Annotated in this window: 22 protein-coding genes; 10 read left to right on the top strand and 12 right to left on the bottom strand. The window is 61.3% G+C overall.

The annotated features are described in order from the left end of the window. Positions 1-107 precede the first annotated feature (107 nt). Complete coding sequence (locus tag ACR0KW_RS19200) at positions 108-812, top strand: lysophospholipid acyltransferase family protein (RefSeq protein WP_480806417.1); 705 nt, start codon at positions 108-110, stop codon at positions 810-812. On the opposite strand, the gene ACR0KW_RS19195 is transcribed toward ACR0KW_RS19200, so the two are convergent. The 5 genes from ACR0KW_RS19195 to ACR0KW_RS19175 all read right to left on the bottom strand — a co-directional run bounded on the left by ACR0KW_RS19195 (position 809) and on the right by ACR0KW_RS19175 (position 7,985). Then, a complete protein-coding gene (locus tag ACR0KW_RS19195) occupies positions 809-1,054 on the bottom strand; it encodes a MoaD/ThiS family protein (RefSeq protein ID WP_170547084.1) in 246 nt (81 codons plus the stop codon). The two genes, ACR0KW_RS19200 and ACR0KW_RS19195, sit on opposite strands and share 4 nt — an antisense overlap. Next, positions 1,047-3,302 (bottom strand): xanthine dehydrogenase family protein molybdopterin-binding subunit, encoded by a 2,256-nt coding sequence (locus ACR0KW_RS19190; RefSeq protein WP_480806416.1) that lies wholly within the window; start codon positions 3,300-3,302, stop codon positions 1,047-1,049. The genes ACR0KW_RS19195 and ACR0KW_RS19190 overlap by 8 nt, the downstream gene beginning before the upstream one ends. Further along, positions 3,302-3,781: a (2Fe-2S)-binding protein gene (locus ACR0KW_RS19185; RefSeq protein WP_170447616.1), complete on the bottom strand. Its 480-nt coding sequence runs from the start codon at positions 3,779-3,781 to the stop codon at positions 3,302-3,304. Before ACR0KW_RS19185 ends, ACR0KW_RS19190 begins: the two co-directional genes overlap by 1 nt. Further along, positions 3,778-4,644: an FAD binding domain-containing protein gene (locus tag ACR0KW_RS19180; protein WP_480806415.1), complete on the bottom strand. Its 867-nt coding sequence runs from the start codon at positions 4,642-4,644 to the stop codon at positions 3,778-3,780. Before ACR0KW_RS19180 ends, ACR0KW_RS19185 begins: the two co-directional genes overlap by 4 nt. Positions 4,645-4,772: 128 nt before the next feature. Then, positions 4,773-7,985, bottom strand: coding sequence for a reductive dehalogenase (locus ACR0KW_RS19175; protein ID WP_480806414.1), 3,213 nt, complete (start codon positions 7,983-7,985; stop codon positions 4,773-4,775). A 75-nt stretch (positions 7,986-8,060) separates the two neighbouring features. Between ACR0KW_RS19175 and ACR0KW_RS19170 the strand changes: the two genes are divergently transcribed. Beyond that, positions 8,061-8,963: a LysR family transcriptional regulator gene (locus tag ACR0KW_RS19170; RefSeq protein WP_480806413.1), complete on the top strand. Its 903-nt coding sequence runs from the start codon at positions 8,061-8,063 to the stop codon at positions 8,961-8,963. 10 nt (positions 8,964-8,973) lie between these two features. Here ACR0KW_RS19170 and ACR0KW_RS19165 read toward each other — a convergent pair whose 3' ends face one another. From ACR0KW_RS19165 to ACR0KW_RS19155, 3 genes are all read right to left on the bottom strand, one after another. After that, positions 8,974-10,152 carry an NAD(P)/FAD-dependent oxidoreductase gene (locus ACR0KW_RS19165; protein ID WP_480806456.1) on the bottom strand — a complete coding sequence of 393 codons (1,179 nt, stop codon included), beginning with the start codon at positions 10,150-10,152 and terminating at the stop codon, positions 8,974-8,976. Positions 10,153-10,284: 132 nt separating this feature from the next. Then, entirely contained in the window at positions 10,285-11,319 is a 1,035-nt protein-coding gene (locus tag ACR0KW_RS19160; protein ID WP_480806412.1) for an ACP S-malonyltransferase, read from the bottom strand. After that, positions 11,316-13,508 (bottom strand): dehydrogenase E1 component subunit alpha/beta, encoded by a 2,193-nt coding sequence (locus tag ACR0KW_RS19155; protein WP_480806411.1) that lies wholly within the window; start codon positions 13,506-13,508, stop codon positions 11,316-11,318. Before ACR0KW_RS19155 ends, ACR0KW_RS19160 begins: the two co-directional genes overlap by 4 nt. A 161-nt stretch (positions 13,509-13,669) precedes the next feature. On the opposite strand from ACR0KW_RS19155, the gene ACR0KW_RS19150 reads away from it, so the two are divergent. Continuing rightward, positions 13,670-14,569: a LysR substrate-binding domain-containing protein gene (locus ACR0KW_RS19150; RefSeq protein ID WP_480806410.1), complete on the top strand. Its 900-nt coding sequence runs from the start codon at positions 13,670-13,672 to the stop codon at positions 14,567-14,569. A 157-nt stretch (positions 14,570-14,726) separates the two neighbouring features. Here the strand turns inward: ACR0KW_RS19150 and ACR0KW_RS19145 are convergent, their stop codons facing one another. Next, the gene (locus tag ACR0KW_RS19145; protein ID WP_480806409.1) at positions 14,727-15,884 is read right to left on the bottom strand and encodes an acyl-CoA dehydrogenase family protein; all 1,158 of its coding nucleotides are present in this window, start codon (positions 15,882-15,884) and stop codon (positions 14,727-14,729) included. 109 nt (positions 15,885-15,993) lie between these two features. After that, a complete protein-coding gene (locus tag ACR0KW_RS19140) occupies positions 15,994-16,557 on the bottom strand; it encodes a TetR/AcrR family transcriptional regulator (protein ID WP_480806408.1) in 564 nt (187 codons plus the stop codon). Between the two features lie 280 nt (positions 16,558-16,837). On the opposite strand from ACR0KW_RS19140, the gene ACR0KW_RS19135 reads away from it, so the two are divergent. The 6 genes from ACR0KW_RS19135 (at position 16,838) to ACR0KW_RS19110 (ending at position 24,768) form a co-directional block, all read left to right on the top strand. Further along, complete coding sequence (locus tag ACR0KW_RS19135; protein ID WP_480806407.1) at positions 16,838-17,458, top strand: pyridoxamine 5'-phosphate oxidase family protein; 621 nt, start codon at positions 16,838-16,840, stop codon at positions 17,456-17,458. A 41-nt stretch (positions 17,459-17,499) separates the two neighbouring features. Further along, positions 17,500-17,661 carry a hypothetical protein gene (locus tag ACR0KW_RS19130; protein WP_480806406.1) on the top strand — a complete coding sequence of 54 codons (162 nt, stop codon included), beginning with the start codon at positions 17,500-17,502 and terminating at the stop codon, positions 17,659-17,661. A 102-nt stretch (positions 17,662-17,763) separates the two neighbouring features. Further along, positions 17,764-20,241: a heavy metal translocating P-type ATPase gene (locus tag ACR0KW_RS19125; RefSeq protein WP_480806405.1), complete on the top strand. Its 2,478-nt coding sequence runs from the start codon at positions 17,764-17,766 to the stop codon at positions 20,239-20,241. Next, the gene (gene cueR / locus ACR0KW_RS19120) at positions 20,238-20,627 is read left to right on the top strand and encodes a Cu(I)-responsive transcriptional regulator (protein WP_170328598.1); all 390 of its coding nucleotides are present in this window, start codon (positions 20,238-20,240) and stop codon (positions 20,625-20,627) included. Before ACR0KW_RS19125 ends, cueR begins: the two co-directional genes overlap by 4 nt. A gap of 96 nt (positions 20,628-20,723) precedes the next feature. Further along, positions 20,724-21,596: an NAD(P)-dependent oxidoreductase gene (locus ACR0KW_RS19115; RefSeq protein ID WP_480806404.1), complete on the top strand. Its 873-nt coding sequence runs from the start codon at positions 20,724-20,726 to the stop codon at positions 21,594-21,596. A gap of 106 nt (positions 21,597-21,702) precedes the next feature. Beyond that, positions 21,703-24,768: an aminotransferase class III-fold pyridoxal phosphate-dependent enzyme gene (locus ACR0KW_RS19110; RefSeq protein ID WP_480806403.1), complete on the top strand. Its 3,066-nt coding sequence runs from the start codon at positions 21,703-21,705 to the stop codon at positions 24,766-24,768. A gap of 52 nt (positions 24,769-24,820) precedes the next feature. On the opposite strand, the gene ACR0KW_RS19105 is transcribed toward ACR0KW_RS19110, so the two are convergent. Both ACR0KW_RS19105 and hemP read right to left on the bottom strand, forming a co-directional pair. Beyond that, the gene (locus tag ACR0KW_RS19105; RefSeq protein ID WP_170328601.1) at positions 24,821-25,297 is read right to left on the bottom strand and encodes a hypothetical protein; all 477 of its coding nucleotides are present in this window, start codon (positions 25,295-25,297) and stop codon (positions 24,821-24,823) included. After that, positions 25,294-25,461 carry a hemin uptake protein HemP gene (gene hemP / locus ACR0KW_RS19100; RefSeq protein WP_170328602.1) on the bottom strand — a complete coding sequence of 56 codons (168 nt, stop codon included), beginning with the start codon at positions 25,459-25,461 and terminating at the stop codon, positions 25,294-25,296. Before hemP ends, ACR0KW_RS19105 begins: the two co-directional genes overlap by 4 nt. 223 nt (positions 25,462-25,684) lie before the next feature. Here hemP and gph point away from each other — a divergent pair, with 223 nt between their 5' ends. After that, positions 25,685-26,359 carry a phosphoglycolate phosphatase gene (gene gph / locus ACR0KW_RS19095; protein WP_480806402.1) on the top strand — a complete coding sequence of 225 codons (675 nt, stop codon included), beginning with the start codon at positions 25,685-25,687 and terminating at the stop codon, positions 26,357-26,359. Positions 26,360-26,502: the final 143 nt, after the last annotated feature.

Genomic DNA, 26,502 nt, shown 5'->3' with positions numbered 1-26,502 from the left:
TCAAGAGGCTTTTTCAGATTCTGCGCGACTAATGCATCCGACAAACAAGTTGCGCGCGGCGTTGAGTTCTATAAGACACGGTTTGGCCAGTGCGAGGGACCCCAATCGTGAACATCCGCAAAAAGATCGCCGACAGCGAAGCCGTCCTGAACTGGGCCGCTCGACGGATTGCGAGCTATATCCGGATGGTCAATCGCAACACGGCATGGCAGCGCATCGGGTATGAAGAGCTGGACCAGTTGGCCGAACAGGGCGAGCCGGTCATCGTTGTCCTGTGGCATCAACGGCTGGCGCAGTCGCCGTATTTCTTCCCGCTGGACAAGGCGCAGATTTGCTCGATCACCTCCTCTGCCCGGGCGGGCAGCATGGTGGGGCGGGTGCAGAAACTGTTCGGCATGGACACGATTGCGATGGCCAGCCAGAAACGCCATGTCGCGCTGTCCCGCGAGGTGTTGGGCAAGATGAAACAGGGGATTTCCATCGGCATAGCCGCTGACGGTCCGCGCGGGCCGGAACGGGTGCTGTCCACCGTTCCACTGGTCTGGGCGCGCACCTCGGGCAAGCGGGTGTTCGGGATCACATATTCCGCCAAGCACGGTCGCGAGGCGGGCACATGGGACCGGCTGCTGATGCCGCGCCCCTGGCGCAACGAAGGCGTTTTCCTATGCCGTGAATGGACGGAAACCGTGCCGCGCAAGGCCTCGGAAGAGCAGATCGAAGCCCTGCGCCAAAGTCTTGAGCAACATATGAACGACATCACCGCCGAAGCCGACCGCATGGTTGGCCGCGAACCGTGGTCGCCAAAGGCTTAACCGCCCCTCAAACGCTGCATCAGGTAAACCTCGCTGCCTTCGGGAATCGGTTCGGTCAATCCGCTGGCAATGACGCGTCCGTCTATGGCGATGGACACACCCGCATCCACGGGCCCCTGAAGCTGCGGGTGCAGCCTTACCAGTTCCCGCAACAATTCACCGGTGGTTTTGGCCTCAACCTCGACCACCTGCAGGCCCCCGGTCAAAGACCGGAGGCCGGACCAGAGGTGGACCTCAACCATTGTCCTTGAGCGCCGCCAGAATACGGGGCGGCGACATCGGCAGTTGCTTCATACGAACACCCGCTGCGTGCGAGACCGCATTGGCGATGGCCGCCAGCGGCGGCACGATGCCGGTTTCGCCCACACCCCGTACACCGAACGGATGGCCGGGGTTGGGCACTTCGACAATCACCGTGTCGATCATTGGCAGGTCACTGGCAACCGGGATGCGGTAGTCAAGGAAGATCGAGTTCTGCAGGCGACCGTCCTCGCCATAGATATATTCCTCGTTCAGCGCCCAGCCGATACCTTGCGCGGCACCGCCCTGATACTGGCCTTCCACATAGGTCGGGTGGATGGCCTTACCTGCGTCCTGAATCACCGTGTAGCGGGTAACGCTGGTCTTGCCGGTTTCCGGGTCAACCTCGGCATCGACGATATGAGTGCCAAAGGACACACCCGCGCCTTCCGGCGTGGCTTCGAAGTGACCCGAGATCGGACCACCGGTCGAACCCATATGAGCGGTAATGTCCGCCAGCGGGCGTGGGTCGAAGTCCCCTGCATTTGGGCCAGAAGGAACAGCACAGCCGTTTTCCCATTTCACTGCGTCGGTCGGAATGCCCCAACTGGCCGCCGCGCGCTCGCACAGTTTTTCAACCGCGTGTTTCGCCGCCTTGATCGTCGCCAGACCGCTTGCATAGGTCACGCGCGAGCCGTGGCTGACGTCGTTGTAGCCCAGCGTCGCGGTGTCAGCGATGGTGACGCGGATGTTCTCATAAGGAATACCCAAAACCTCGGCCGCCATCAGCGCCATCGACGCGCGGGAACCGCCAATATCCGGCGTGCCGACCATCAGCTGGGCCGAGCCGTCCTCGGACAGGGCCAGCGAAACGCTGGTCTCGCCGCCGTGGTTGAACCAGAAGCCGCAGGAGATCCCGCGCCCCTGCCCCGGTTTCAACGGGGCCGTGTAATGCGGATGTGCCTTGGCAGCCTCAAGCGTTTCGACCAGTCCGATACGCTCATACCGCGGGCCATAGCTGGCTTTGGTGCCTTCGTGCGCCGCGTTTTTCAGGCGGACGTCGATGGGGTCCAGGCCCAGCTTTTTACACATCTCGTCGATGACCGACTCAACGGCAAAGGCCCCCATCGGTGCGCCGGGCGCGCGATAGGCGGCTTGCTTCGGGCGGTTGGCCATGACGTCATAGCCGATCTGTTTGACGTTGGTCAGGTTGTACGCCGCGAAAGCACACATGGCCGTCATGTCACCCGGAGCGCCGGGGAATGCTCCACCCTGAAGGCGGAATTCGCCGCGCGCCGCGGTGATCGTGCCGTCCTTCTTCATGCCGATCTTGATGTCCATCGAGGCTGAGGCTGTCGGACCGGTCGCGCGAAACACCTCGGACCGGGACATGACCAACTTGACCGGACGGTTCGCCTTGCGGCTCAGCGCCAGCGCGACGGGTTCGATGAAGACAGTGGTCTTGCCGCCGAAGCCGCCGCCAATCTCGGACGCCGTCACCCGCAGTTGCGAGGTCTCGATCCCCAACAAGGCCGCACAGGTCTTCTGCGCGATCCAGTGACCTTGGGTGGTGCACCACAGCTCTCCCTTGCCGTCATTGCCCAGCATCCCCAGACAGGCGTGCGGTTCAATATAGCCTTGGTGGGTCGCCTCGGTGACAAAGCTGTCTTCCATCACCAGATCAGCCTCGGCAAAGCCAGCCTCAACATCACCATGACCGCTTTCGTGATAGCGCACGACGTTCGGGTGCATCCCTTCGGGCACGGAATAGTCCGCAGCACCTTCGCGGATCACGGGTGCGTCGGGCGCCATCGCCTTGTCCACGTCGGTGACGTGGGGCAGAACCTCGTATTCAACCTCGATCAGCTTAAGCGCATCGCGCGCCGCCAAGGCCGACGTGGCCGCAACGGCTGCTACCGCGTGCCCGTCATACAAGGCCTTTTCCCCCGCCATGACGTTTTCCAGCACATTCCAGAACTCACCTTCCAGACCCGGCTTGAACGGCACTTCGGCGAAGTCCGCGCGAGTGACAACAGCTTTGACGTCCTTATGCGCCTCGGCCTTCGAGGCGTCGATCTTCACGATCCGCGCATGAGCGTGGGGCGAGCGCAGAATGGCTGCGTGCAGCATCCCGGGCGCATAGGCGTCGGCCCCAAACTTGGCGCGGCCTGTGACCTTGTCCAAGCCATCCGGACGATCCGGGCGGGTGCCAACGAAAGTGAATTCAGATTTGCGATCGTCGAGTGCCATTACGAAGCCTCCCGCAATTCTTCGGCCGTTTCCATCACGGCGCGAATGATCTTGTCATAACCGGTGCAGCGGCACAGGTTGCCTGCCAGCCAGTACCGGGTTTCCTCCTCGGTCGGGTTGGGGTTCTTTTCCAACAGCGACTTGGCCGCAACCAGAATGCCCGGAGTGCAGATACCGCATTGCAGGGCGGCATGTTCGATGAACTTCTGCTGCAGCGGGTGCAGAACGTCGCCATCCGCGATGCCTTCGACGGTTTCGATCTGTTTACCATCCGCCTCAACGCCCAGCATCAGGCAGGAACAGACCAAGCGGCCATCAACAGTGACCGAGCACGCGCCGCAGTCGCCGGTGCCGCAGCCCTCTTTCGCGCCGGTCAGGTTCAGCTTGTCGCGCAGACAGTCCAGCAGGGTTTCGCGCGGGTCGCAGAGGTACTCGACCGCGTCCCCGTTTACGGTGGTGGATACGTGGAACTTGCTCATGCTTGCTCTCCCTTGGCACGGGCATAGGCGATTTTCGCGACGCGCTTGGCCAGAACGCCAGCGACCTCGGTGCGGAATGCAATCGTGCCGCGTTTGTCGTCGATCGGGTTACAGGCAGCGGACGCCGCAGCGGCCAAAGCGTCCAGCGCGGCATCGTCCAGCGTGCTGCCGATGATGGCTTTTGCACAGTCCTCGACCAACAGAACGGTCGGGGCGACAGCACCCAGCGAGACACGCGCTTCGGTGATGGTGTCGCCATCCAGACGCAGGCTGACGCCAACGCCAACCACGGCGATATCCATCTCGGTCCGGGGGATAAAGCGTAGATACGCGTCGCCGCCATTCTCACCCCGCGCAGGGATATGAACGGCCGAGATCAGCTCGCCCTTGACCAAGGACGTTATACCCGGACCGGAGGGAATATCCTCGACAGCAACCTCGCGATCCCCATCCGGGCCAGTTACGGTAACGGTCACACCCGCTGCGACCATCGCAGGCACCGAATCCGCCGCCGGAGAGCCGTTGCACAGGTTGCCGGTCAGCGTCGCGCGCCCCTGCACTTGGGTCGAACCGATCAGGTCCATCGCTTCGACAACACCGGGCCAATCACCGCTTAGATCGGCATGCTCGCTCATCTCGGCACCGGTGGCGGCGACGCCCAGCGTCCAGCTGCCATTGGCGTTTTGATTGATGTCGCGCACACCGGCGATCTTCTTGATGTCGATCAGCGTATCGGGCGTCACAAGTTCCGAGCGCAACTGCACCAGAACATCGGTGCCGCCTGCCAGAAACCGTGTAATGCCCGTCGCGTTTGCGGCCAGAGCCGACGCCTCGGCAAAGCTGGCGGGGCTGTGATAATCCATGAAAATACCTCGCACCTGTTGATCAGGATTCACTGGGTTCGCAGGGGACGTTAGTGCAGCAACCCCCCGGCGTCCATGGCAGGAGCGACCAATTTTTTCCTCACTGGATGTCGTTTCCAGACCTTGTGTCAGAGGTCGAGCTCGATCACGCCATCGGGTTGCGCCGCCCGGCTTTGGCACAGGATGATAGCGCTCTCGCGTTGTTTGTTGGACAGAACGAAATCGCGATGTTCGATTTCGCCGGAAACCACACCGCATTTGCAGACCCCGCAGATGCCATCTGCGCATTTCACATCCACGTGAATGCCCGCTTCGTTCAGCACCTGAGCAGCGTCTTTTTCGGCTGGGACCGTCAGCTCACGCCCGGATTGCACCAACTTCAGGGTGAACGGGTGATTTTCATAGTCCGGCTGCTCGGGAACCGAGAAGTATTCAAGGTGCCGGGCGTCCTCGGGGAAACCCTGCCGTTCCGCCGCCTGTATGACGCCGTCCATATAGCGGTCCGGGCCGCAGGTGTAGACATGCCAATTGTCCTTATAGCCGGACAGGATCGAGTCCAGATCAGCGCGCGTCCCTTCGTCCGAAAAATGGTAATGCACGTGATCTGCCCAAGGCATTGCGGCCAGATCGCCCAAATACCCCGCCCCGGCGCGGGTGCTGGCGGAATAGTGCAGCTCGAACGGTTTGCCTAAGCTGTGCAGGCGGTGGGCAAAGGCGATCATCGGCGTGATGCCGATACCGCCGCCCATCAGAAATGTCTTTGTCGCCGCTTCATTCAGTTCAAAATGGTTGATCGGTTTCGAGACAAAGACCTTGCGGCCCTCATTAAAAATCCGATGCAACAGGGCCGAACCGCCACGCCCTTCATCCTCGCGCAGCACACCGATCTGATAGGTCGCCCGATCCGAGGGGTCACCGGACATGGAATATTGCCGCAGAAACTCCGGCGCGACCAACACGTCCAGATGCGCGCCCGCGGTCCATTTCGGCAGCGGCGCACCGTTAAGCGCCGAAAACTCGTATTTGGTCACGTCCGACGTCATTTTGTCGACCTTCGTCAACTCGACCCTCATAACAGGCGCGTCGCCCGCGATCTTGTAACGATGAACCACCGACATATCGCCTGCAGCCTTGCGGGCCTTGTATTCGTCTGCCGTAACCATCGCCTCATAGGCAGCGATTCCGGCCTCACGGTCCATGGCAAAGGGATAGGGCCACGGATGCGGCGCCAGATAGGCGGGATAGACGGCCAGCGTCTGATCCTCATATTTCAGGTCCAGATCGGTTTGCAGGTCTCGCCGGTTCAACGGGTATTCGGTCGGGCGATAGGCGCCATCCGGCCGCAATTCGATATCCCACCACCATTTCTTGACGTCGTTCAGCCCGCCATTGCCGACCGCATCATCAAGGCGTGCCAACGCAGGCGCAGCTTGGGGAATGTTCATCGCCGCCCAACGGAAAGGGCGTTCCTTGAAAATCCCTTCGAGGTTCCACGGGCAGGTCTTCATGCACCGCCCGCACATGGCCCCACCCGGAGTGGTCACACGATAAGTGGCACATTTCTGGCTGTCGGATTTCCAGATTTCATAGCCGTTGAACATCAGTTTTGGCCCTGCGGTGATCGCGCCCGAGGGGCATTCACGCGCACATTTGTTGCAGCTTTCACAGAAGGTCTGCAGACCGAAATCAATCGGCTTGTCGTGCGCTATCGGCATATCCGTCGTCACCGCACCGGATTTCAGGCGCGGGCCGAGATAGGGGTTCAGGATCACCTCGCCGATCCGGCTAACCTCACCCAGGCCCGAGAGCAGCAACAGCGGCGGTTGCAGCACCTCGCCATCCATCACCGTATGCGCCTTGGCTTTGTAGCCGAGGTTGCGGATCTGCTGCGCGATTACCCCTCCCAAAAGGGAAAAGCGCAGATAGGCGCGCATCGACTGGGCGACGCTGATCCAGTCGTCGCCGCTTGCCCCTTCCATCGTTTCATAGCCCTGATCGATGATCATGCTGATGGCCTGATCATGGGGAGGGGTAATCTCCTCGCCCGTTGCATCATGGGAATACCACGCCCAGTCCGGGCACCGGCTGAGGCCCACTGCGTCGACACCAAGGAAGTAAGTCGCCGCCTTGATATTGGCGGCATTGCGGGCGGCATCAGTCGGAGGCGTTGCATTGGCGCTCTCGCCATCCTGCAACAAAACAAACGCGCCCAATGCGCGGCGTTGAGCAAAACTCGGCGCGGCCTTGCGCACATAGTACCCACCCTTCGCCGCGTCCTGCAGGTGCTTACCCATGTCCCCGAACTGCGCCCGCGCGAACATGTCGGCGCGCTTGGGCACGCGGGCGACGTTTTCTTCGTCGATATAGGTAGTTGGCGTATCGACCCGCTTGAGGTTCTCGAACGGATGCGCGCCATCCATATAACGCCGCTTGGCATAAGGGTCACGGTTCAGCACATTCTTGGCAAACCCTGCGCCCAACCACCACGCCGGCCCTTGTGTCCGGAACCACGGCTGCTGCGCCATCGATTGCAGGGGCTGGTCGTGGGCGATCTCCATCTCGGTGGTCACGGCGGCCAGACCGAAGCGCTTGCCCAACCACGGGGCCACGAGGTCTCCATCCTCGACCGAGGCCAGCCCCGCCGCAACCGCCAATTTGCCCAGATCAACCTCGGACGACATCACCGAATGCGCCCGCGCGTCAAAGCCCAGCAGGCGGATATAGTTGGCGATCACCACCGCGTTCTCGGTCGCCAACAGACAGGCCCGGTGATCCTGCGCGTCGACGATCCACTCTGCGCCGGGCTCGTCCGGATCGGGGTCGCGGTTGTATTCATACAGAAAGACGATGGCATGGCGGTGCGTGTCCATCGGCTTGGGCGCGGCCTCCATGCTCTCCTTCAGATCGGCCATGATCAGGTCGATGCCCGAGGCCAGCGTCTTGGTCTGCCGCGTCTTCAGCGCGTGGGCCAGACGGTCGATATCGGGATTGCGGCGGGGCTCGGGCAGCAAAGCCTCGGGCGGCAGCGGGCCACTGCCCATCATCGAGGCATCGTTGAAATAGCCAAACGCCTTCAGGTGGTTGGCGCGCTTTGCCGGATCGGTCGGGATCTCCGAAGTCACGGGATTCACGAACCCGTCGCGGATGGTGTCCATCATCGCCTGAAACTCACCCATCGCGTTGACGATGCTCTCAGGCTGATCCGGGCGATGAAAGCTGAGGGTCGGCATCGGCTTTACCGCAGACAAGTCAGGTAGGGATGGTTGCCGCGCCAACCGCTCCAGCGGGTATTTACCCATATGAACCGGTCGGTTCTTGTCCGAGAAAAAACGGATTCCCATCGCGTGCCTCCTGATGATGACTGTCACCTAATGCGCGGTAGACTGCAAATCCATTCATGACTAGTCATAGATAGTATGAGCAATACTGATTTCACGGATCTGGACGGCAAGGTCCTGCGCACCTTTCTGATCATCCTCGAGGAAAACTCGGTTTCGAAAGCCGCTGATCGTCTGGGTGTCACACAATCGGCGATCAGCCACACGTTGGCCAAGCTGCGGCAGGTGCTGGGTGACCCACTGTTCGTACGCTCAGGTCAGGGCCTGACACCGACCGAGCGCGCCCTGTCTCTGAAAGAGCCTGTTCAACAAGTTCTGGACGGGATGCGCGCGCTGACCGACGGCCGCCCGTTCGACCCTGTGGCTGAAGAGATCAGCATCCAGATCGCCACCAACGACATGCCGCGCGAGTTGATCTTTCCGCCGCTGCTGCGCGCATTGCGGGCCGAAGGCGTCCGGCTGCGGTTGGGGTTCATACCCTCCGGCGTCCCCGACCCGGACCTGCTGCGCAGTGATCGGTGTCAGTTGATGCTGACCCCTTTGCCCCCCGATGGGCCTGATATCTTTCAAAAACGTATTCTGATCAGCCCGTTGATGATCTTCTACGATGCTACGCGGCGCAATCCACCGGACAGTTGGCAGAGCTATTGCGAAACCGAACATGTCGAGGTGCGCTTTGCCGACGGGCGCAGCTCGCGCGCAGTGATGCGAGGCGTGGATCAGAGCCAGATCATGCCGCCCACCGTTACACTGCCGCATTTTCATGCCATTCCGCCCTTTGTTAAGGGCAGCGATTTGATCTCGACCGACACGCTGCTGATGAAACGGGGCCCGTTGTCGGCACTGGATTGCGCGCCGTTGCCATTCGAATGTGAGCCGGTTTCGATCTACATGGTCTGGCATCAGCGCTCGACCAATGATCCGGCTCATCGCTGGCTGCGTGATCGGATCGAGGCCGTGGCCGCAGCGTTGCAGGGCTAAGTCTCCGTGATCAGAACCGCGCCTTGACGAAATGGGTCAGCGCCGCGCCGGTTTCAAAATATGCCCGGCGCAGGCCGGTCCAGCTTTCATGGTATTCCGCAACTGCAGGGACGGGCAGCAGCGACGGATCATCTTGCAGCAGGCTTTCGGCCATAAGACGGCCAAACACAGTGCCCGGCCCGATGCCGCGCCCGGAATACCCATGCACCGACAGGGCGTTGGGGCCGATCTGCGTGATCTTGGGAATATGGTCCGAAGTCATGGCGATCCGACCGTGCCACCCTTCGATCAGCGGCTGGTCGGCCAGTTGCGGGAAGAGCTCGGACAGTTTGCGTTTGATCCATGCGGTATGAGCGGCACGGCCCGCCTGTCCCAGATCGCCCATAGCACCAATGACCAAACGCCCTTCGGCGTCCATACGGAACGAGGTCATGATCAGGCCGGTATCCCAGCACCCCTCGCCGCCCGGCAGGATGCTGGCGCGCAGATTGTCCGACAACGGGGCAGTCGAGAACTGGAAGTAGTAGACCGGCACATATTCGGGGACCGAGGTCTGCAGTCCCTGATGATAGGCGTTGGTGGCCTGGATCAACGCTTTCGCACGCACCGTCCCCTGATCGGTTATCAGCGTCCAAACGCCGTCGCTGTACTGCATGGACTGAACTGGGTTTTGGGTCGCGATACGCGCTCCGGCCTCGGCGGCGGCGCGGGCAAGGCCCCGGACATAGCTCAGCGGCTGGATTGTCCCCGCGCGGGGATCGAACAGAGCACCCTGGAATGCTGCGCTGCCCGTGCGTTGTTCCGTCTGGCTAGCGGACAGCAATTCAACCGGCGCACCCGTTGCGGACAGCTGCGTGTGCCGGGCCTGCAGGTCTCGTAGTCCTTTGGCGGAGTGCGCGCAGTGGAGTGTCCCATTCCGCACCGGTTCGCAGTTGATGTCATGCTTTTCGATCAAATCAAACACATCGCCGGGCGCAGCGGCCAGCAGGTCGATCAGACGATCCCCGACCTCACGCCCAAGGTGTTGGCGAATGTCGTCAGGCGGCAGCCACAACCCGGCATTCGCAAGCCCGACATTTCGGCCGGAACCGCCATGACCGATCTCCTGCGCCTCCAGCAGGCAGACCGATGCCCCGGCCTGCGCCGCCGTCAGCGCGGCGGAGCAGCCCGTATAACCGCCACCGATCACCGCCAGATCGACAGTCAGGTCACCGGTCAGGGGACGGCTTTCAACATGCTCCTGACAAGTCTTCAGCCAGAGGGACTGATCGTAGCCGCTCATGCAACGCTCCTTGAATTTGCGCGGATCATCAGGGCTGGATCAGCCGGTTGCAAGCGCCCTTTGATCGTCGCGGCCCATGGCGATCAGGAAAGCCTGCGCGTCCTGCTGTGCCTGGAACGCCGCCTTGTCGGACATGCCGCGCCAGTCGGCCAGAACCAGCGATTGCGCCACGGCCCCGCCCAAAGTCGCACCGGGACCCGTCACGATGAAAAGGTCGGGCGCAAACTCGCGCGCGGCGGTCTGGATCGCGCGGGTAAATTCATAGGCCTCGGTCACCTGATGGCCCAGCGTATAATCCCAAAGCGCCTGCGTATCTGTCGCTCCCGGCCACCAGATTTTACCGCGGCCGTCGATCAGGGGGCGTTCCGGCTGGCCAAACATCTCAGCGCCCAACCGGGCCCGCCCTTCGGCCGCAACGGGGGCCTGCAACGCGGTGTGGAAGGCCGCGTGGTTGGGAAGCCGCATCGGGAAACGGTCCTGAATTGTGGGGTACGCAGCCTCAAACGCCTTTAGACCCGCCTCATTTCCCGCAAGAACCAGCATCCCGCCCAGATCAATGGACAGCGCCAGATCGCACCCATCAGACGCGTTGATCCGCGCCACATCGGCCAGCAACTCAGCCTTGCGGGCGGCGTCGTTTTCCCAGTTCTCCCCCACAAACGGATAGACCAACTGGCCACCGATCAATTGGTCCTGCATCAACGTGCCCATGGTGTTCACCACGCGAAGCCCGTCCTGTGGAGACAGGGCACCACCTGCAGCAAGGGCGATGTACCACCCCATTGAATTGCCTGTGACAGCGACGACCTCAATATCCTCTGCCAAAGCCTGCGCGTCCGCCAGCGAGGCCGCATAGATCAGGGGCGAGGCGATGTCTCCGCGGGAATACTTGCTGACCGTGTACCGGCTGGCGCCGTCCAGCGCGGTCACGGCCTCCTGCCCTGCCTCGGCGCGGATGGTATCGAAGCTTTGAAACAGGTCCATCCGCTGCGCGTGATGGCGGTGCAGATAGCCCAGTTCGGGTTTGTTATAGGTGCCCCGCCCCGGACAGATCACAACGGCAGTGCGGGTCATGCGCGGCCTCCGGTCAAATTCAATGCTGCGGCAACAATGCCGTCCTTCGACGGCAGCGGAGCGGCATAGGCCGGGCCGGTGGCGATGAAACAGTCCTCAGCCACAACGCGGGCGGTTGGGGTATCGGGGCTTTCCTCGGCGAAGAACGTCATCAGCGCCTCGGACTGGCTGCCGGTGCGGCGGCATTCATCCACGACCAGAACATGCGCGCAGGTTTTGGTGGCCTCACGCAATGCGTCGACCGGCAAAGGTGCGAGCCAGCGCATATCGATGATCCGGGTCTTCAAGCCGGCCGCCTCAAGCTCGGGCAAGGCCTGTTTCGACAGATAATGCCCGTTGCCATAGGTCACGATCGCCAGATTGGTCCCGTCCCCATGCACGCCAACCTCGCCCAGCGCGATGCGTTGATCGGGTGAGGGATAGGTGGTCATCCACCCACTATCCTGCGCCTCATGCAGATCTCGCATCGGGTAGAGGGCGATGGGTTCCAGAAACACCACTACCCGCTGCTCTTCCCGCGCCAAACGCACGCATTCGCGCAGCATCTGCGCCGCGTCCGTGCCGGTCGAGGGGCACGCAATGATCACACCCGGAATATCCCGCAACACGGCCAGAGAGTTGTCGTTGTGGAAATGCCCGCCGAACCCTTTCTGATAGCCCAGCCCGGCAATCCGCAACACCATCGGGTTGGTGAACTGACCATTCGAGAAAAACGGCAGCGTCGCGGCCTCTCCCCGGATCTGATCCTCGGCATTGTGCAGATAGGCGAGGAACTGGATTTCAGGGATCGGAATGAACCCGTTATGCCCCATGCCGATGGCCAGCCCCAAAATGGACTGTTCGTCCAGCAGCGTGTCGATCACCCGGTCCGGGCCGAACCGCTGTTGCAGTTTCTGGGTCACACCATAGACGCCGCCCTTGCGGCCAACGTCTTCGCCCATGCAGACGACCTCGCCATGTTCGAGCATCAGATCGGTCAGCGCCCAGTTGATCAGGCGGCTCATGGGCTGCGGATCGTCCATCGAGCGCATGTCGCCGCCAAAGGCCTTGGCCCGGGCCTCGGCGCTGGGGCCGTTGGTGGGTTTGCAGGTACGTTTCGGAGGGATCAGGCTAGTCATCACCTCAGCGGCATTGGCCAGATGCGGACGGGTTGCCGCCTCGACCGCGATGCGATCGGTACGGGCGCAGGTATCTTCGTAGACTTTCAGCGACTCCGCAGGTGGCAGCGCACCCGCCTGATCCAGCAGGCGCACGCTGTGCAGCAGGGGATCATTGGCCTCGTCTGCCTCGACCTCGGACTTCGACAGATAGGTGGTCGGCACATCCGCCCCGGCATGACCGTAAAGGCGCACGGTTTTCAGGTGCAGGAAGGCGGGCTTTCGGCGGGTTCGTACATAGTCAGCGGCCTCCTGCGCCACGGCATATGTTTCATAGATGTCCAACCCGTTGGCCTGAAAGTACTTGATCCCCGGGCGATGTTCCATCGACGCCTGTATCCAGCCTTTCGGCGTTTTCACCGAAATACCGATCCCGTTATCCTCGCATACAAACAACAAAGGCAGCGGTGTTGACTGAACACTCGTCCAACCTGCGGTGTTGATCGCCCCTTGCGCTGTCGAATGGTTGGCCGAAGCATCCCCGAAGGAACACATGGCAATCCCATCCACGGGCAATTCCCTATGTTCAGGGTCATGCCGCCGGGCTGCACCCAGACTGTAGGCCGCGCCGACCGCCTTGGGCAGATGGCTGGCGATGGTTGAGGTCTGCGGTGGAATCATCAGCGCCTTGGAGCCCAGAACCTTGTGCCGCCCGCCCGAGGTCGGGTCTTCTTTCGAGCAAGCGAAGCTCAGCAGCATATCCCAGGCGATCTGCTGGCCCGGCACCTGCTCGGCCCGGGCAATCTGAAACGCCGCATCGCGATAGTGCAGGAACGCGATGTCAGTCGGGCGCAGTGCGTGGGCAACAGCCGCCATTCCCTCGTGCCCGGATGAGCCGATCGTATAGAACCCCTGCCCCGCCTTCTGCATTGCACGGCTGGTGCGATCCAGCGCCCGACTCAGAACCTGAGAGCGGAAAAGCGATACCGCGTCGGCGTTGCTAAGACCCGGCCGCGGAGCCGCACCATCGGGAAAGTCGCCTTTCGCCACCCGGGTCAGGAAATTTTCGTGAACGATCTGAGCGCGATCCATGGCCTGTTCCCCGGTCTTCCAATTCTTAAGCTGGGCGATTTCATCTTGGATAGCACGCAGGTTCTCAACCGGTCATCCAAAAGAAAAGCCTGTATGTGTATCAGGCTGGCGGACAGCAAATACCAGTGATATTCCATCCGAAAGGTATGAGGATTCATCATATGATCGCCCCCCGTCGGTTTCTGCCCTCAATCCCATCATTGCTTGCGCTTGAGGCCGTTGATCGTCTCGGCAGTGCCTCGGCCGCCGCCGAGGAGTTGTCTCTGACGCAAAGCGCAATCAGCCGACAGCTCAAATCGATGGAAGAGCAACTGGGTGTGGACCTGATCCAGCGCAGCCAGATGCGGCTGCACCTGACGCCAGCGGCCAAGGAATACGTACAGGTCGCGCGCACGGCGCTGAACCAACTGGCGCAAGCGTCCCTGAAGTTGAAGGCCAACCCCACCGGAGGGTCGCTGAACCTGTCGATCCTGCCCGCCTTCGGAATGCACTGGCTGGCCCCGCGCCTGCAGGACTTCGCGCGCCGCCACCCAGAGGTCACGGTGAACCTGAACACCCGCCTGCGCCCGTTTGACTTTGACACCGAACGCTTCGATGCGGCCATACATTTCGGCCAGCGCGACTGGGCCGGTGTGAACTACCTGCGCATCATGCGCGAAGATGTGCTGCCTGTGTGCTCACCCGATCTGCTGCCCGATGACGCTGAGGACATCGGTTGGCTGACGGAAGCCCCCTTGCTGCACCTTGAGACACGCCCCGACGCTTGGGAACGGTGGTTTACCGCGCAAGGCCAAGAGGTTACCGGGATACACGGAATGCTGTTCGACCAATTCTCGACCATGGGGCAGGCCACGATTCATGGGCTGGGTGCGGCGTTGCTGCCCAGCTACCTGATCGAGGCGGACCTGGCGGCGGGCCGGCTGGTGCCGGCCTGGCGCGGACCGGGGGTCAGCCTTGGGGACTTTTACCTTGTCTGGCCGCAATCCCGCGCGGAATCCGAACCACTCAAGTCGTTTCGTGCGTGGCTTCAAGGGCAGATTGACCAAACGGGCAACGCATAAGAACAGGGTCAGAATATCCTGCGCGGCCTACGGCCTTGCGTCCTGCGGACGGCAGGGGGCCAGGCAGGCGCGGGCTGCGCCCGCGCCTGCCTGGCCCAAGGGGCGGAGATGTTTCGCCAGAAACGTCGACGACGGGCGGGAGGAGCCCCGATACGGGCTAGGTGTCCAATGACCGGGCGATGAGTTCCTTCATGATCTCATTGGTACCACCATAGATCATCTGAACACGCGCATCCGCGTAGAGGCGAGCAATCGGGTATTCCATCATGAACCCGTAGCCGCCAAATAGCTGCAGGCATTCGTGCATGACCTCGTTCTGAACTTCCGACCCCCAGTACTTCACCATCGAGGCCGTGGCAGCATCAAGCGTTCCCGCCTCGAGCCGCGCAATGCAGTCGTTCACGAAGCTGCGCAGAACCTCAGCCTTGGTCTTGCACTCGGCCAGTTTAAAACGGGTGTTCTGAAAATCCATCACCCGTTGGCCAAACGCCTTACGCTCCTGCGTGTATTTCACCGTTTCCGCGATGGCGAAGTCTATCGCGCCCAGCGCGCCGATGCCGATAGTCAGACGTTCCCACGGCAACTGTTTCATCATCTGATAAAAGCCCTGCCCCTCTTCCGCACCCAGAAGATTGGTCATCGGCACCTTGACGTCTTCAAAGAACAACTCGGCCGTGTCATTGGCCTTCATTCCCAGTTTCTTCAGGTTCCGCCCCTTGCGGAATCCCTCTGCGCCCTCGGTCTCCACCGCGATCAGCGAGACACCCTTTGAACCCTGCGACTTGTCGGTCTTGCAGGCCACAAGGATCAGGTCCGCCGACTGGCCGTTGGTGATAAAAATCTTGGATCCGTTCAGCCGATAGGAATTACCATCCATGTCTGCGGTCGTCCGAATGGACTGCACATCGGACCCGGTTCCGGGTTCGGTCATGGCCAGCGCGCCGACCATCTCGCCCGAGGCCAGACGCGGCAACCATTTCTGCTTTTGATCCTCGCTGCCATAGGTGCTGATGTAGTGAACGACGATGGTTTGGATCGCATAACCCCACCCGGAATCCCCATGCGAAGCCTGCGCATAGAGCGTCACCGCATCAAACCCGATGCCACCGCCAACGCCGCCATAGGCTTCGGGGATCGCACCGGCCATCAACCCCATGTCGCCCGCCTTGTGCCACATTTCACGATCGACAACACCGTTTTCGTTCCAGCGGTCGAGGTTCGGCACCAGTTCATCTTTCATGAACCGGTCCGCCATTTCAGCAAACATCCGATGCTCTTCGGTCACCCAACCCGCAGAAGTGGTAAACAGCGGCATATGACATCCTCCCCTTGCCTGTGCCTGAACAGCCTAGCTTTGGAGGTTTCGCATTCCAATCCACTGAGAGGCATCGCAACGCAACGTCGTTTTGATGATCAGGCCCCGTTTAAGTCAGAGCGTTTTCCAGCAGAATCTGCGCCGCCGATTTGGCATCCTGCGCCGGATCGCAGGATTTCAGAAACACCGCCGACACAATCGCGCCTTCCTGCAACAGCACGATCTGACAAGCTAGATGTTCCGGGTCACGCACATCGGCCTGACGGGCCAGATCCGTAAAATGATCCAGCATGATCTGTTTGTGTTCCGCCGACTGTTTATGGATCGGGTGGTCCTCTTCTTGATATTCCGCCCCAGCCTTGATGAACATGCAGCCGCGATAGTCTTCTTCACTGAACCACTCGCCCAGCGCGTCGAAACTGGCGATCAATTGACCCGCCGGGGTGTCCGACAACTCGCTGATACGGTGCAGGAAGTCCTTGCGAAAGCTCTCGTCCCGCAACTGCAGCGCGGCCAGGATCAGATCCTCTTTGGTGCGGAAATGCTTGTACATCGAGGTTTTGGAAACACCCGTTTCAACCACCAGCTTGTCCATCCCGGTGGCGTGAAAGCCATCACGGTAAAAGACCTGCAGAGCTTTGCGGACCAGTTCGTCGCGTTTGTTCGGGCGCATTCACGGGCTCCTTAGTGTACAGATCAGTACATAATAGACGATCGCCGAAACCTCAACATCCGAGAGAGCCCGGGCGAGATTTCAAATTAAGACTTGCAAAAGTTTACCGATCAGTACACATTGATCGTAAGATGTACCGATCTGTTAACTTTGGAGCGATCAGATGAGACGCCATGCCAGCCTTTTCTCCCCTCAGTACGTCCCCATTCTTTTGACCCTCGCGCTGATAGCCGCCGCATTGACGTGAAAGACCAGCCCAAGGGCCTCGAAAGGACAAGCCATGCCACGCGCCTTTTCCGAACTGACCTTTACCCCCGCCGTTCGGGTACATCAGGAAAGAATGGGTTCGGCCAGGACCTACGCCAAGTTCATCGAAGGCGGTCCGCAACAGGGGCATCAGATCGGTCCGGCCGAAAAGGCATTCATCCAGGCACGCGACGGGTTTTATCAATCCACAGTGTCCGAAACCGGCTGGCCATATGTTCAATACCGCGGCGGGCCGGTTGGCTTCCTGAAAGTATTGGGCCCGCAAACCATCGGCTATGCCGATTTTTCCGGCAACAAACAGTATATCTCGCGCGGGAATCTGGACGGGAACGACCGCATCGCACTGATCCTGATGGACTATGCCAACCAGCGGCGTCTCAAGATACTGGGTCGGGTCACATTCACCGAGGGCGAGGCCGTAGCTGCCAGCCTGTACCCCGAAGGCGCCGAAGCCCCCGCCGAACGCGCTGCCCTCATCCGGGTAGAGGCGCTGGACTGGAATTGCCCGCGCCACATCACCCCGCGCTTTACCGAGGCCGAACTGCGCCCGCATCTGAACGCGCTTGGACAGCAATTAGCGCAGCTTCAGGCCGAGAATGAAAGATTGAAACAACAACTGGCCCAACGATCCTGACCCCAGACCGGACAGGTCACACCAGACACAAGGAGCACCCCATGCTGCGATCCGCGCTGAACATTGCCAGCCTTTGTCTGATTGGTGCGCTGCTGTTGGTGACGGGTTTGACACTGGCCTTTTTCGCCTCACCGCAATCTGTCCGCAACTCTCCGCCCGTGATGTACGATTCCCTGTTGTTGGATCAGCTATTGGACCGCTGACAAACGCACTGAGAAATTGAGCAGAAATCTGTCGTGACCCCTTGACCTTCCCGTGACTGGAACCCCCATCTGGAGGGAGAAGTTCTCTACAGGATGAGTCGAATGGCTACGCCGCAGACAATTCAGCTGAAAATCTCGGGCATGGGATGCGCGTCTTGCGTGGGGCGAGTGGAAACCGCGCTGCACGACGTGACGGGGGTGTCGGAGGCCTCGGTCAATTTTGCAACCGAAACCGCGCAGGTTACCTATGACGGCCAGATCGGCGCGCTGACCGAAGCGCTAAACCGCGCCGGTTACCCGGCAGCGACACGGGAAACGACGCTGAAGATCGGCGGCATGAACTGTGCCTCCTGCGTGTCCCGGATCGAGCGCGCCCTGACCGCCGATCCCGCCGTGGTCGAGGCGCAAGTCAATCTGGCCACGGAAAGCGCCACGGTCTCCTATATTGACGGTGCTACCGACCCGCAGGCGCTGGCGAAACGGTCCGAGGATGCTGGTTACCCGGCACGTGTGGCCGACAGGGCCGACACACCGACCAATCAGGCAAAAACCGAAGAAACCCACGCGCTGACCAAAGCGACAGTTTTTGCCGCTGTTCTGGCTTTGCCTGTATTCGTGCTTGAAATGGGCGGTCATATGATCCCGGCCTTTCACCATTGGATACAGGCGACCATCGGCACGCAAACCAGTCACCTGATCCAATTCGCGCTGACTACGGTGCTGTTGCTGGGGCCGGGGCGAGTTTTCTATGCCAAGGGCATCCCCTCGCTGTTGCGCGGATCACCGGACATGAACGCTCTGGTCGCTTTGGGCACGGGGGCGGCTTATCTGTTCTCGGTCACCGCAACCTTTGCACCGCAGATCCTGCCGCAAGGCAGCGCCAATGTTTATTTCGAGGCCGCCTCGGTCATCGTGGTCCTGATTCTGCTGGGACGAGTGATGGAGGCGCGCGCCAAGGGCCGCACCGGCGCCGCGATCCGTAAGCTGGTGGGGCTGCAGCCCAAAACCGCACGGGTCGAGATGGACGGCACCTACATAGACCGCCCGATTGCCGACATCACTGTTGGCAACATCCTGCAAATCCGTCCCGGTGAGCGTGTTCCGGTGGATGGGGACGTGCTTGAGGGGAACTCTTACGTCGATGAAAGCATGATCACCGGCGAGCCCGTGCCTGTCGGCAAAGCGCCGTCAGATCAGGTCGTGGGCGGAACGGTCAACGGCACCGGAGCATTGAGGGTCCGCGCCACGCGGGTCGGGGCTGACACCGTTCTGGCGCAGGTCATCCACATGGTCGAACAGGCGCAGGGGGCCAAGCTGCCAATTCAGGGGCTGGTTGACAAGATCACCGCCTGGTTCGTGCCGTTGGTCATTGCCGTCGCCCTGCTGACCATCGCGGTCTGGCTGATCTTTGGACCCGCGCCCGCCTTGCCAATGGCCTTGGTCACGGGTGTCTCGGTCCTGATCATCGCCTGCCCCTGCGCCATGGGTCTGGCAACGCCGACCTCGATCATGGTGGGCACCGGGCGCGCGGCCGAACTGGGCGTGTTGTTCCGCAAAGGCGACGCGTTGCAGCAATTGCAACAGGCCAAGGTGATCGCGTTGGACAAGACCGGAACGCTGACGCTGGGGCGGCCTGAACTGGAAGGTATCACCGTCACAAACGGCTTTGACCGCGACACTGTTCTGCGGCTGACCGCAGCGGTTGAAGCGCAATCCGAACACCCGATCGCCACAGCGATCACCCGGGCTGGCCCGCCGGATCTGCCATCGCCGTCAGAGTTTCAATCTCTGACCGGGCTGGGCGTTCAGGCAACGGTCGAAGGGCGCGACATCCTGATCGGCTCGCCCCGTCTGATGGCGCAGCATGGCGTCGATCTGGCTGACCTGACCGCCGAGGCCGACCAGCGCGCCAACGAAGGGGCCACGCCGCTGTTCGTCGCCATCGACGGACAGGCTGCGGCACTTCTTGCGGTCTCGGACCCGATCAAGCCCGGCACAAAGCAGGCGCTGGAGCGGTTGCACGCAATGGGCCTGACGCTGGCGATGGTGACCGGAGACAACGCCCGCACCGCGCAGGCTCTGGCCGATCGGCTGGGTATCGACCATGTCACGGCCGAAGTTTTGCCGGATGGCAAGCTGGCCGAAATCACCGCGTTGCGCGAAAAGTTCGGCACGCTGGCCTTTGTCGGCGACGGCATCAACGACGCCCCGGCGCTGGCGGCGGCCGATATCGGCGTGGCAATTGGCACCGGAACCGACGTGGCCATTGAAACTGCGGATTTGGTTCTGATGTCCGGTGATCTGCGCGGTGTCGCGAACGCGGTCGAGATCAGCCGCCGCACCATGCGCAACATCCGGCAGAACCTCGGCTGGGCCTTTGGCTATAACGTCCTGCTGATCCCGGTGGCCGCCGGGGCACTGTATCCATTCAGTGGGCACCTTCTGTCCCCGGCCCTCGCAGCCGGGGCGATGGCCTTGTCCAGCGTCTTTGTGGTGTCCAACGCGCTGCGCCTGCGCCGCGTGCGCGCCAGCCTGCCGGAAACGCGGCAAGACCACGAAACGCAGGAGGTCACGCCATGAATATCGGAGATGTCGCAACCCAGACCGGCCTGCCCGCCAAGACGATCCGGTACTACGAGGATATAGGCCTGATCAAACCAATGCGCGACGACAACGGCTATCGCCGGTTCCGCGCGCAGGACGTGCACAAGCTGAACTTTCTGGGCCGCGCCCGTGCCCTGGGTTTTACGATCGAGGATTGCCGCACCCTGATGGCACTGTACGAGGATGAAACCCGCGCCAGCGCCGATGTCAAAAAGGTCGCGCGGGCGCACCTGGTGCAAATCGAGGCCAAGATCGCCGACCTCAACGCGATGCGCGACACGCTGGGCCATCTGATCGATGCCTGCGCCGGGGATGACCGCCCAGATTGTCCGATCCTACAGGATTTGGGCGGCAAACCCTGACGCGGGGTTGCTCTTTGCGCGCGGCTTTGCTTTGTCTCTGCCCAACACTCCGGCCTGCTGAAGGAAATGGGACCGGACAGCAGAGAGGATCACCAAATGGCAAAAGTTGCGTTTCTGGGCCTGGGCGTCATGGGCTATCCAATGGCAGGCCACCTGCAGGCGGCGGGCCATGAGGTAACCGTTTTCAACCGCACCACCACCAAGGCCGAGGCCTGGGTTGCCGAACATGGCGGCGCGATGGGCAAGACGCCAGAAGACGCCGCCAAGGGCGCCGAGATTGTCTTTGCCTGCGTTGGCAATGACGACGACCTGCGCAACATCTGCACCGGGGAGGCTGGTGCCTTTTACGGCATGTCCGAGGGTGCAATTTTTGTCGATCACACCACGGTTTCAGCGAAGGTGACCCATGAGCTGTATGACCTCGCCAAGGCCAAAGGAATCGCGTTTGTCGACGCGCCCATCTCGGGCGGTCAGGCCGGGGCGGAAAACGGAGTTCTGTCAATCATGTGTGGCGGTGATCAGGCAACCTATGATGCGGCCGAGCCGATCATGCAGGTCTATTCCAAAATCTGCCGCCGGATCGGTGACAGCGGCGCAGGTCAGATGACCAAGATGTGCAACCAGATCGCCATTGCCGGCCTGGTTCAGGGCCTCAGCGAAGCGCTGCATTTTGCCGAAAAAGCCGGGCTGGACGGGCGCTCGGTCGTTGAGGTGATCAGTCAGGGTGCGGCAGGCAGTTGGCAGATGGCGAACCGGTATGAGACTATGCTGGACGATCATTTCGATCACGGCTTTGCAGTGGACTGGATGCGCAAGGATCTGGGGATCTGCCTTGAGACGGCCAACGAGACCGGGGCGTCGCTGCCAGTGACCGCACTGGTCGATCAGTTCTACAAGGATGTGCAGAAACTGGGTGGAAACCGTTGGGATACGTCCTCTTTGATCAAGCGTTTGCGCGCCTTGGACTGATGAGAAAGGGGCTGTCTGCCCCTTTTCGCCCGGCGGGCCAATTCACCCCCGAGGATATTTTTAGCCCGATGAAGAGGCTCCCGATGATGAAGGGACTGGAAATCGTATGAGCGGCATGACGGAATTCTGGGCAGTTGCCCTGCGCACCCATTGGGGGCTGGACGCCAAATTGGAGCGTTTGGACGGCGAATATGACCTGAACTTTATGGTCCGGGCCACCAACGGTCAGGATTACGTGCTCAAGGTCATGCGCGCGGGCTGCGAGGCCGAATTCGTGGACCTGCAGGTCAAGGCGTCGGCGCATATCGCAAGCGAGGCACCCGGGTTGCCATTCCCACAGGTGTTCGCGGACCTGAACGGTACACTGTTGCCCGAGATTGCCGATCAGCAGGGAGAGATGCGGCTGGCCTGGCTGCTCGAATGCCTGCCGGGGCAGTGTTATGCCAAAACGGCACCCAAGTCCGAGGAACTGATCCTGAAACTGGGCCGCGTTCTGGGCGCAACCGACAAGGCGCTGGAACGGTTTTCACATGACGGACTGCACCGGACGGATTTCAAATGGGACCTGACGCAGGCGGATTGGATCGCCGATCAATTGGATGCGATTGCTGATTCCGGACGCCGCGCGTTGCTTTCAGGGATTTGCGGCGCGTTCGACGCGATCTCCGGTCAATTGTCAGGTCTGCCCAAACAAGCCATCCACAATGACGCCAACGACTATAACATCCTGGTCGAAGGTGAGTTGGGCCAGCGCCAAAGCATCTCGGGCCTGATCGATCTGGGCGACATGTGCGCGGCCCCGCGTATTTGCGATCTGGCGATTGCGGGGGCGTATATCGTTCTGGACCACCCCAAACCTGAACGCGCCTTGGCTGCGTTGGTGCGGGGCTATCACGCGGCCAACCGGCTGCGCGCGGATGAGATCGATCTGATCTGGCCGCTGCTGCGGATGCGGTTGGCTGTGTCCGTCGTGAACTCGACCCTGATGGCGGCTGAAAATCCGGATGATCCTTACGTGACCATCAGTCAGGCCCCGGCCTGGCGGTTCCTTGAGAATACAGACGTGAATGGCGGCCTGATGTCGGCCCGGCTGCGCACCGCCTGTGGCCTGCCGGTCACGGATGGGGCCGAGCGTATCCACGCTTACCTCTCCGAGCATCGCGGTCAGTTTGCCCAGATGTTCGAGCAAGACCTGAGCGATGTGCCTATGGGCTCACTGTCGGTTGAAAACTCGACCTGGCCGCAGAACCCGTTTCACATGCCGCTGGAAGAGGCCGCCCGCGTGGGTGAGGAATTCGGTGAGGGCTTGTGGCTGGGCTATTACAACGAACCCCGCCTGATTTATGCCGAACCCGGATTCCGCAAGGGGCCGTGGAAGGCCTCGGACCGGCGTACCGTGCACCTGGCGGTGGATGTGTTTGCGCCCGCGGGCACCGTGCTGCATGCGCCGATGAGTGGCCGGGTTGAGGCGGTCGAGAACCGAGACTCGCATCTGGACTATGGCGGCGTGGTGATCCTGCATCACGAAACGCCCGAGGGTGATCCCTTCTACACGCTCTACGGCCATCTGGACCCCGAGGTTTACGACCGGCTGAAACCGGGCGATCCGGTGGCGCAGGGCGCAGCCTTTGCCCGGCTGGGGGACGCCAACCAGAACGGCGGCTGGGCCCCGCATGTGCATTTCCAGCTGGCCCTGACCACGGACGGCATGCAGACCGACTGGCCCGGTGTCGGCGACCCGGATGAGATGGAGCTGTGGCATGCCGTTTGCCCCAACCCGGCGGCGCTGTTGAATCTGCCCGACGACAAGGTGTTCTACCGCCCCACCGACAAGCAGGCGATCCTGCAAGGGCGGCACGATCATTTCGGCGGCAACCTCAGCCTGACCTACGATGATCCGGTCATGCTGGTACGCGGGTGGAAGCATCACCTGTTCGATGAGTGGGGGCGCCCTTATCTGGACGCATATAACAACGTCCCGCATGTAGGCCACGCACACCCGCGCATTCAGGCGGTGGCGGCGGATCAGTTGAAGCGGATGAACTCGAATACCCGCTATCTGCATCCGGCCCAGACCGCCTTTGCCGACAAGATATTGTCCAAACTGCCCGATCATTTCGAAGTCTGTTTCTTCGTCAATTCCGGCACCGAGGCCAATGAACTCGCACTGCGGCTGGCCCGCGCTCATACTGGGGCCAAGGGGATCGTGACGCCGGACCACGGCTATCACGGCAACACCAACGCGGCTGTTGCGATCTCGGCCTACAAATTCAACAAGCCGGGCGGGATCGGTCAGGCCGATTGGGTCGAGCTGGTCGAGGTGGCCGACGACTATCGCGGGTCGTTCAAGCGGGACGATCCCGAGCGCGCCCAGAAATACGCCGATCTGGTCGACCCGGCGATTGCCGCCTTGCAAGACAAGGGTCAGGGCGTGGCCGGTTTCATCGCCGAGACCTTCCCCTCGGTCGGCGGTCAGATCATCCCACCCAAGGGCTACCTGCCTGCGGTATATGAGAAAATCCGCGCTGCAGGCGGCGTTTGCATCGCCGACGAAGTGCAGACCGGGCTGGGACGTCTGGGCGAATACTATTTCGGCTTCGAACATCAGGGCGCGCTGCCGGATATCGTGGTCATGGGCAAACCCATCGGCAATGGTCACCCGCTGGGCGTACTGGTCACGACCAAGGAAATCGCCCGCAGCTTTGACAACGGGATCGAGTTCTTCTCGACCTTCGGCGGCTCGACCCTGTCCTGCCGGATCGGCAAAGAAGTGCTGGACATTGTCGATGACGAGAGCCTGCAGGGCAACGCCCGCAACATGGGCGCGCGCCTGATGGATGGCCTGCGCCGGATCGAGGCTGATTGCGGCTGCGTCGGGGACGTGCGGGGCATGGGCCTGTTTCTAGGCGTCGAATTGATCAACCCCGACGGGTCCGAGGGCACCGAGATCTGCAAATACGTCAAGAACCGGATGCGCGACCACCGCATCCTGATCGGCAGCGAAGGTCCAAAGGACAACATCCTGAAGATCCGCCCGCCCCTGACCATCGAGGCCGAGGACGTGGACATGATCCTCTGGGCGCTGCGGGAAGTGCTGTCTGAGGTGGGCGACTATGCCCCTGCCCCGGCCTGCGATCATGACCATCACCACGCCGGGTGCGGGTGCTGCTGACACAAAAAAACCCCGGCGCGAGGGCGACCGGGGTTTTACGCTTGCCTGCTGCTTAATGCAGCATGGCTGCGGGGGGTTGGTGCCCGGTCGTGGGCATTGGAACAAGCGCTGTCATGCGGCGCAGTGCCAGTCCAAGTTCCTCGGACAATGAAGCCAACGCAGGGGCGAAATCCGCCCGCACAATCAGGGATGCCATCATCATCGCGTCTTCGCGGTCCCCTTCCGAGGCCGCAGCGATCATCTGCGCAAAGCAGTTCTCATCTGCGCCCAAACAGGAACACCCCAAGCCGTGGCGGATCAGCGGACGGCGCCCGTGATGCGCGCATAGCGAACACAACTGGTCCAGTGTCATCATCGCGGCGCGCCCGCTTTCTGCGCCCAACGCGATTTGAAAATCACTGGCAGCGTCCGAACGCCCCTGCGCGCCATCGCCCCAGAGCCGCAGATACATCACAGCACCGGCCTCGACAGGGCTTAGGTCAGCAAGGCGGCCAACGGCCGCCCCGCCCCGCGGGGAAGGCGCGCTCATTTGGTCAGGATCAGCTTGCCGGCGCGGGTGATGCGCAGGGTGTACAGCTGGTCGCCCAATTCGATATGGGCCAGGTTTCCACCCTTGGTCAGGTCTTCGGCCTTGTGGGCAGGCAGCATGGAAACAGCGTAAGATTGGCTGGGATTCGGGGTCTGCATGTTCATCAGGACAACTCCAAGTGGTCTCAGGCGAAATGCCTTGATCTGTTCGCGTTTTTCTTGATCTGGCTGACCCGAAATGGGGTTGGCTGCTCACTTCTCGGCTAATCTGATTATTTTAGTCAGGTATGTCAAGCCAGTTCTGACAGAAACTCCAAACCAATGTGATTGCGCCTCAAAATCCAGCGGGATAGGTCTTGTGGGGGACCAAAATCAGACGAGGCTACCGATGAGCGCAACAATTATGTTCGATCTGGACGGGACGCTGGTGGACAGCCTCGCGGACCTTGCCGCCGCCACCAACAGGATGTTGCAGGACAACGCCGTCGCGCCCCTTCCGCAAGAACAAATCCAACAGTTCGTAGGCAACGGTCTGCCCAAACTGGTCGAGCGTGTGATCCTGCATTGCGATCTGTCGATGGACCACCATGCCGACCTGACCCGACAGACTCTGACGCATTACAACGCTGGTGCCAGCGACAAAACCGTCGTTTATTCCGGCGTGGTACAGGCGCTGGAACAGTTGCGCGATATGGGCTGTGTTCTGGGTGTTTGCACCAACAAACCCGAAGCCCCGGCGCGACACGTGCTGGAAGCCATGAACCTGGCGCATCATTTCGATGCCGTTCTGGGGGGCGACAGCCTGCACACCCGCAAACCGGACCCAGCCCATCTTGAGGCCAGTTTTGCCGCCGTCACCCCCGCCGGTCCGCAACTGTTTGTAGGCGACAGCGAGGTCGACGCCGAAACGGCCCGTCGTGCACAGGTACCGTTTCTTCTGTTCACCGAAGGCTATCGTAAATCACCCGTAACCGAGATTCCGCACACCGCCAGCTATGGCGACTCGTCAGAGCTTCCGGCACTGGTCACACGGGTAGTGCAATCACTGGGGAAAAACGCCTGACGACCAGGTTAGGGGGGTATCGAAACGGTTCGCGGGTGTTTGCTGAGGGGCCGGCCGAGGGGGTAAGTAGCCAGCCCCTCATAGGGGAAAAGTGGTATCGTTCGAAATGATCCGATCAATACGTTACAGTTAACGAATTGCCC

The sequence above is a fragment of the Ruegeria sp. CG11 genome, from assembly GCF_056537245.1.
This window is presented reverse-complemented; position numbering and strand designations above follow the sequence as displayed.

What these genes read in the sequence shown, in the direction of transcription:
- hemP (WP_170328602.1), bottom strand. Translation starts at nt 25,461, where the DNA reads ATGAACATGCAGACCCCGAATCCCAGCCAATCTTACGCTGTTTCCATG.
- ACR0KW_RS19135 (WP_480806407.1), top strand. Translation starts at nt 16,838, where the DNA reads ATGCCACGCGCCTTTTCCGAACTGACCTTTACCCCCGCCGTTCGGGTA.
- ACR0KW_RS19140 (WP_480806408.1), bottom strand. Translation starts at nt 16,557, where the DNA reads ATGCGCCCGAACAAACGCGACGAACTGGTCCGCAAAGCTCTGCAGGTC.
- ACR0KW_RS19170 (WP_480806413.1), top strand. Translation starts at nt 8,061, where the DNA reads ATGAGCAATACTGATTTCACGGATCTGGACGGCAAGGTCCTGCGCACC.
- ACR0KW_RS19155 (WP_480806411.1), bottom strand. Translation starts at nt 13,508, where the DNA reads ATGGATCGCGCTCAGATCGTTCACGAAAATTTCCTGACCCGGGTGGCG.
- ACR0KW_RS19195 (WP_170547084.1), bottom strand. Translation starts at nt 1,054, where the DNA reads ATGGTTGAGGTCCACCTCTGGTCCGGCCTCCGGTCTTTGACCGGGGGC.
- ACR0KW_RS19105 (WP_170328601.1), bottom strand. Translation starts at nt 25,297, where the DNA reads ATGAGCGCGCCTTCCCCGCGGGGCGGGGCGGCCGTTGGCCGCCTTGCT.
- ACR0KW_RS19180 (WP_480806415.1), bottom strand. Translation starts at nt 4,644, where the DNA reads ATGGATTATCACAGCCCCGCCAGCTTTGCCGAGGCGTCGGCTCTGGCC.
- ACR0KW_RS19185 (WP_170447616.1), bottom strand. Translation starts at nt 3,781, where the DNA reads ATGAGCAAGTTCCACGTATCCACCACCGTAAACGGGGACGCGGTCGAG.
- ACR0KW_RS19150 (WP_480806410.1), top strand. Translation starts at nt 13,670, where the DNA reads ATGATCGCCCCCCGTCGGTTTCTGCCCTCAATCCCATCATTGCTTGCG.
- ACR0KW_RS19175 (WP_480806414.1), bottom strand. Translation starts at nt 7,985, where the DNA reads ATGGGAATCCGTTTTTTCTCGGACAAGAACCGACCGGTTCATATGGGT.
- ACR0KW_RS19190 (WP_480806416.1), bottom strand. Translation starts at nt 3,302, where the DNA reads ATGGCACTCGACGATCGCAAATCTGAATTCACTTTCGTTGGCACCCGC.
- ACR0KW_RS19130 (WP_480806406.1), top strand. Translation starts at nt 17,500, where the DNA reads ATGCTGCGATCCGCGCTGAACATTGCCAGCCTTTGTCTGATTGGTGCG.
- ACR0KW_RS19115 (WP_480806404.1), top strand. Translation starts at nt 20,724, where the DNA reads ATGGCAAAAGTTGCGTTTCTGGGCCTGGGCGTCATGGGCTATCCAATG.
- ACR0KW_RS19160 (WP_480806412.1), bottom strand. Translation starts at nt 11,319, where the DNA reads ATGACCCGCACTGCCGTTGTGATCTGTCCGGGGCGGGGCACCTATAAC.
- cueR (WP_170328598.1), top strand. Translation starts at nt 20,238, where the DNA reads ATGAATATCGGAGATGTCGCAACCCAGACCGGCCTGCCCGCCAAGACG.
- ACR0KW_RS19145 (WP_480806409.1), bottom strand. Translation starts at nt 15,884, where the DNA reads ATGCCGCTGTTTACCACTTCTGCGGGTTGGGTGACCGAAGAGCATCGG.
- gph (WP_480806402.1), top strand. Translation starts at nt 25,685, where the DNA reads ATGAGCGCAACAATTATGTTCGATCTGGACGGGACGCTGGTGGACAGC.
- ACR0KW_RS19125 (WP_480806405.1), top strand. Translation starts at nt 17,764, where the DNA reads ATGGCTACGCCGCAGACAATTCAGCTGAAAATCTCGGGCATGGGATGC.
- ACR0KW_RS19110 (WP_480806403.1), top strand. Translation starts at nt 21,703, where the DNA reads ATGAGCGGCATGACGGAATTCTGGGCAGTTGCCCTGCGCACCCATTGG.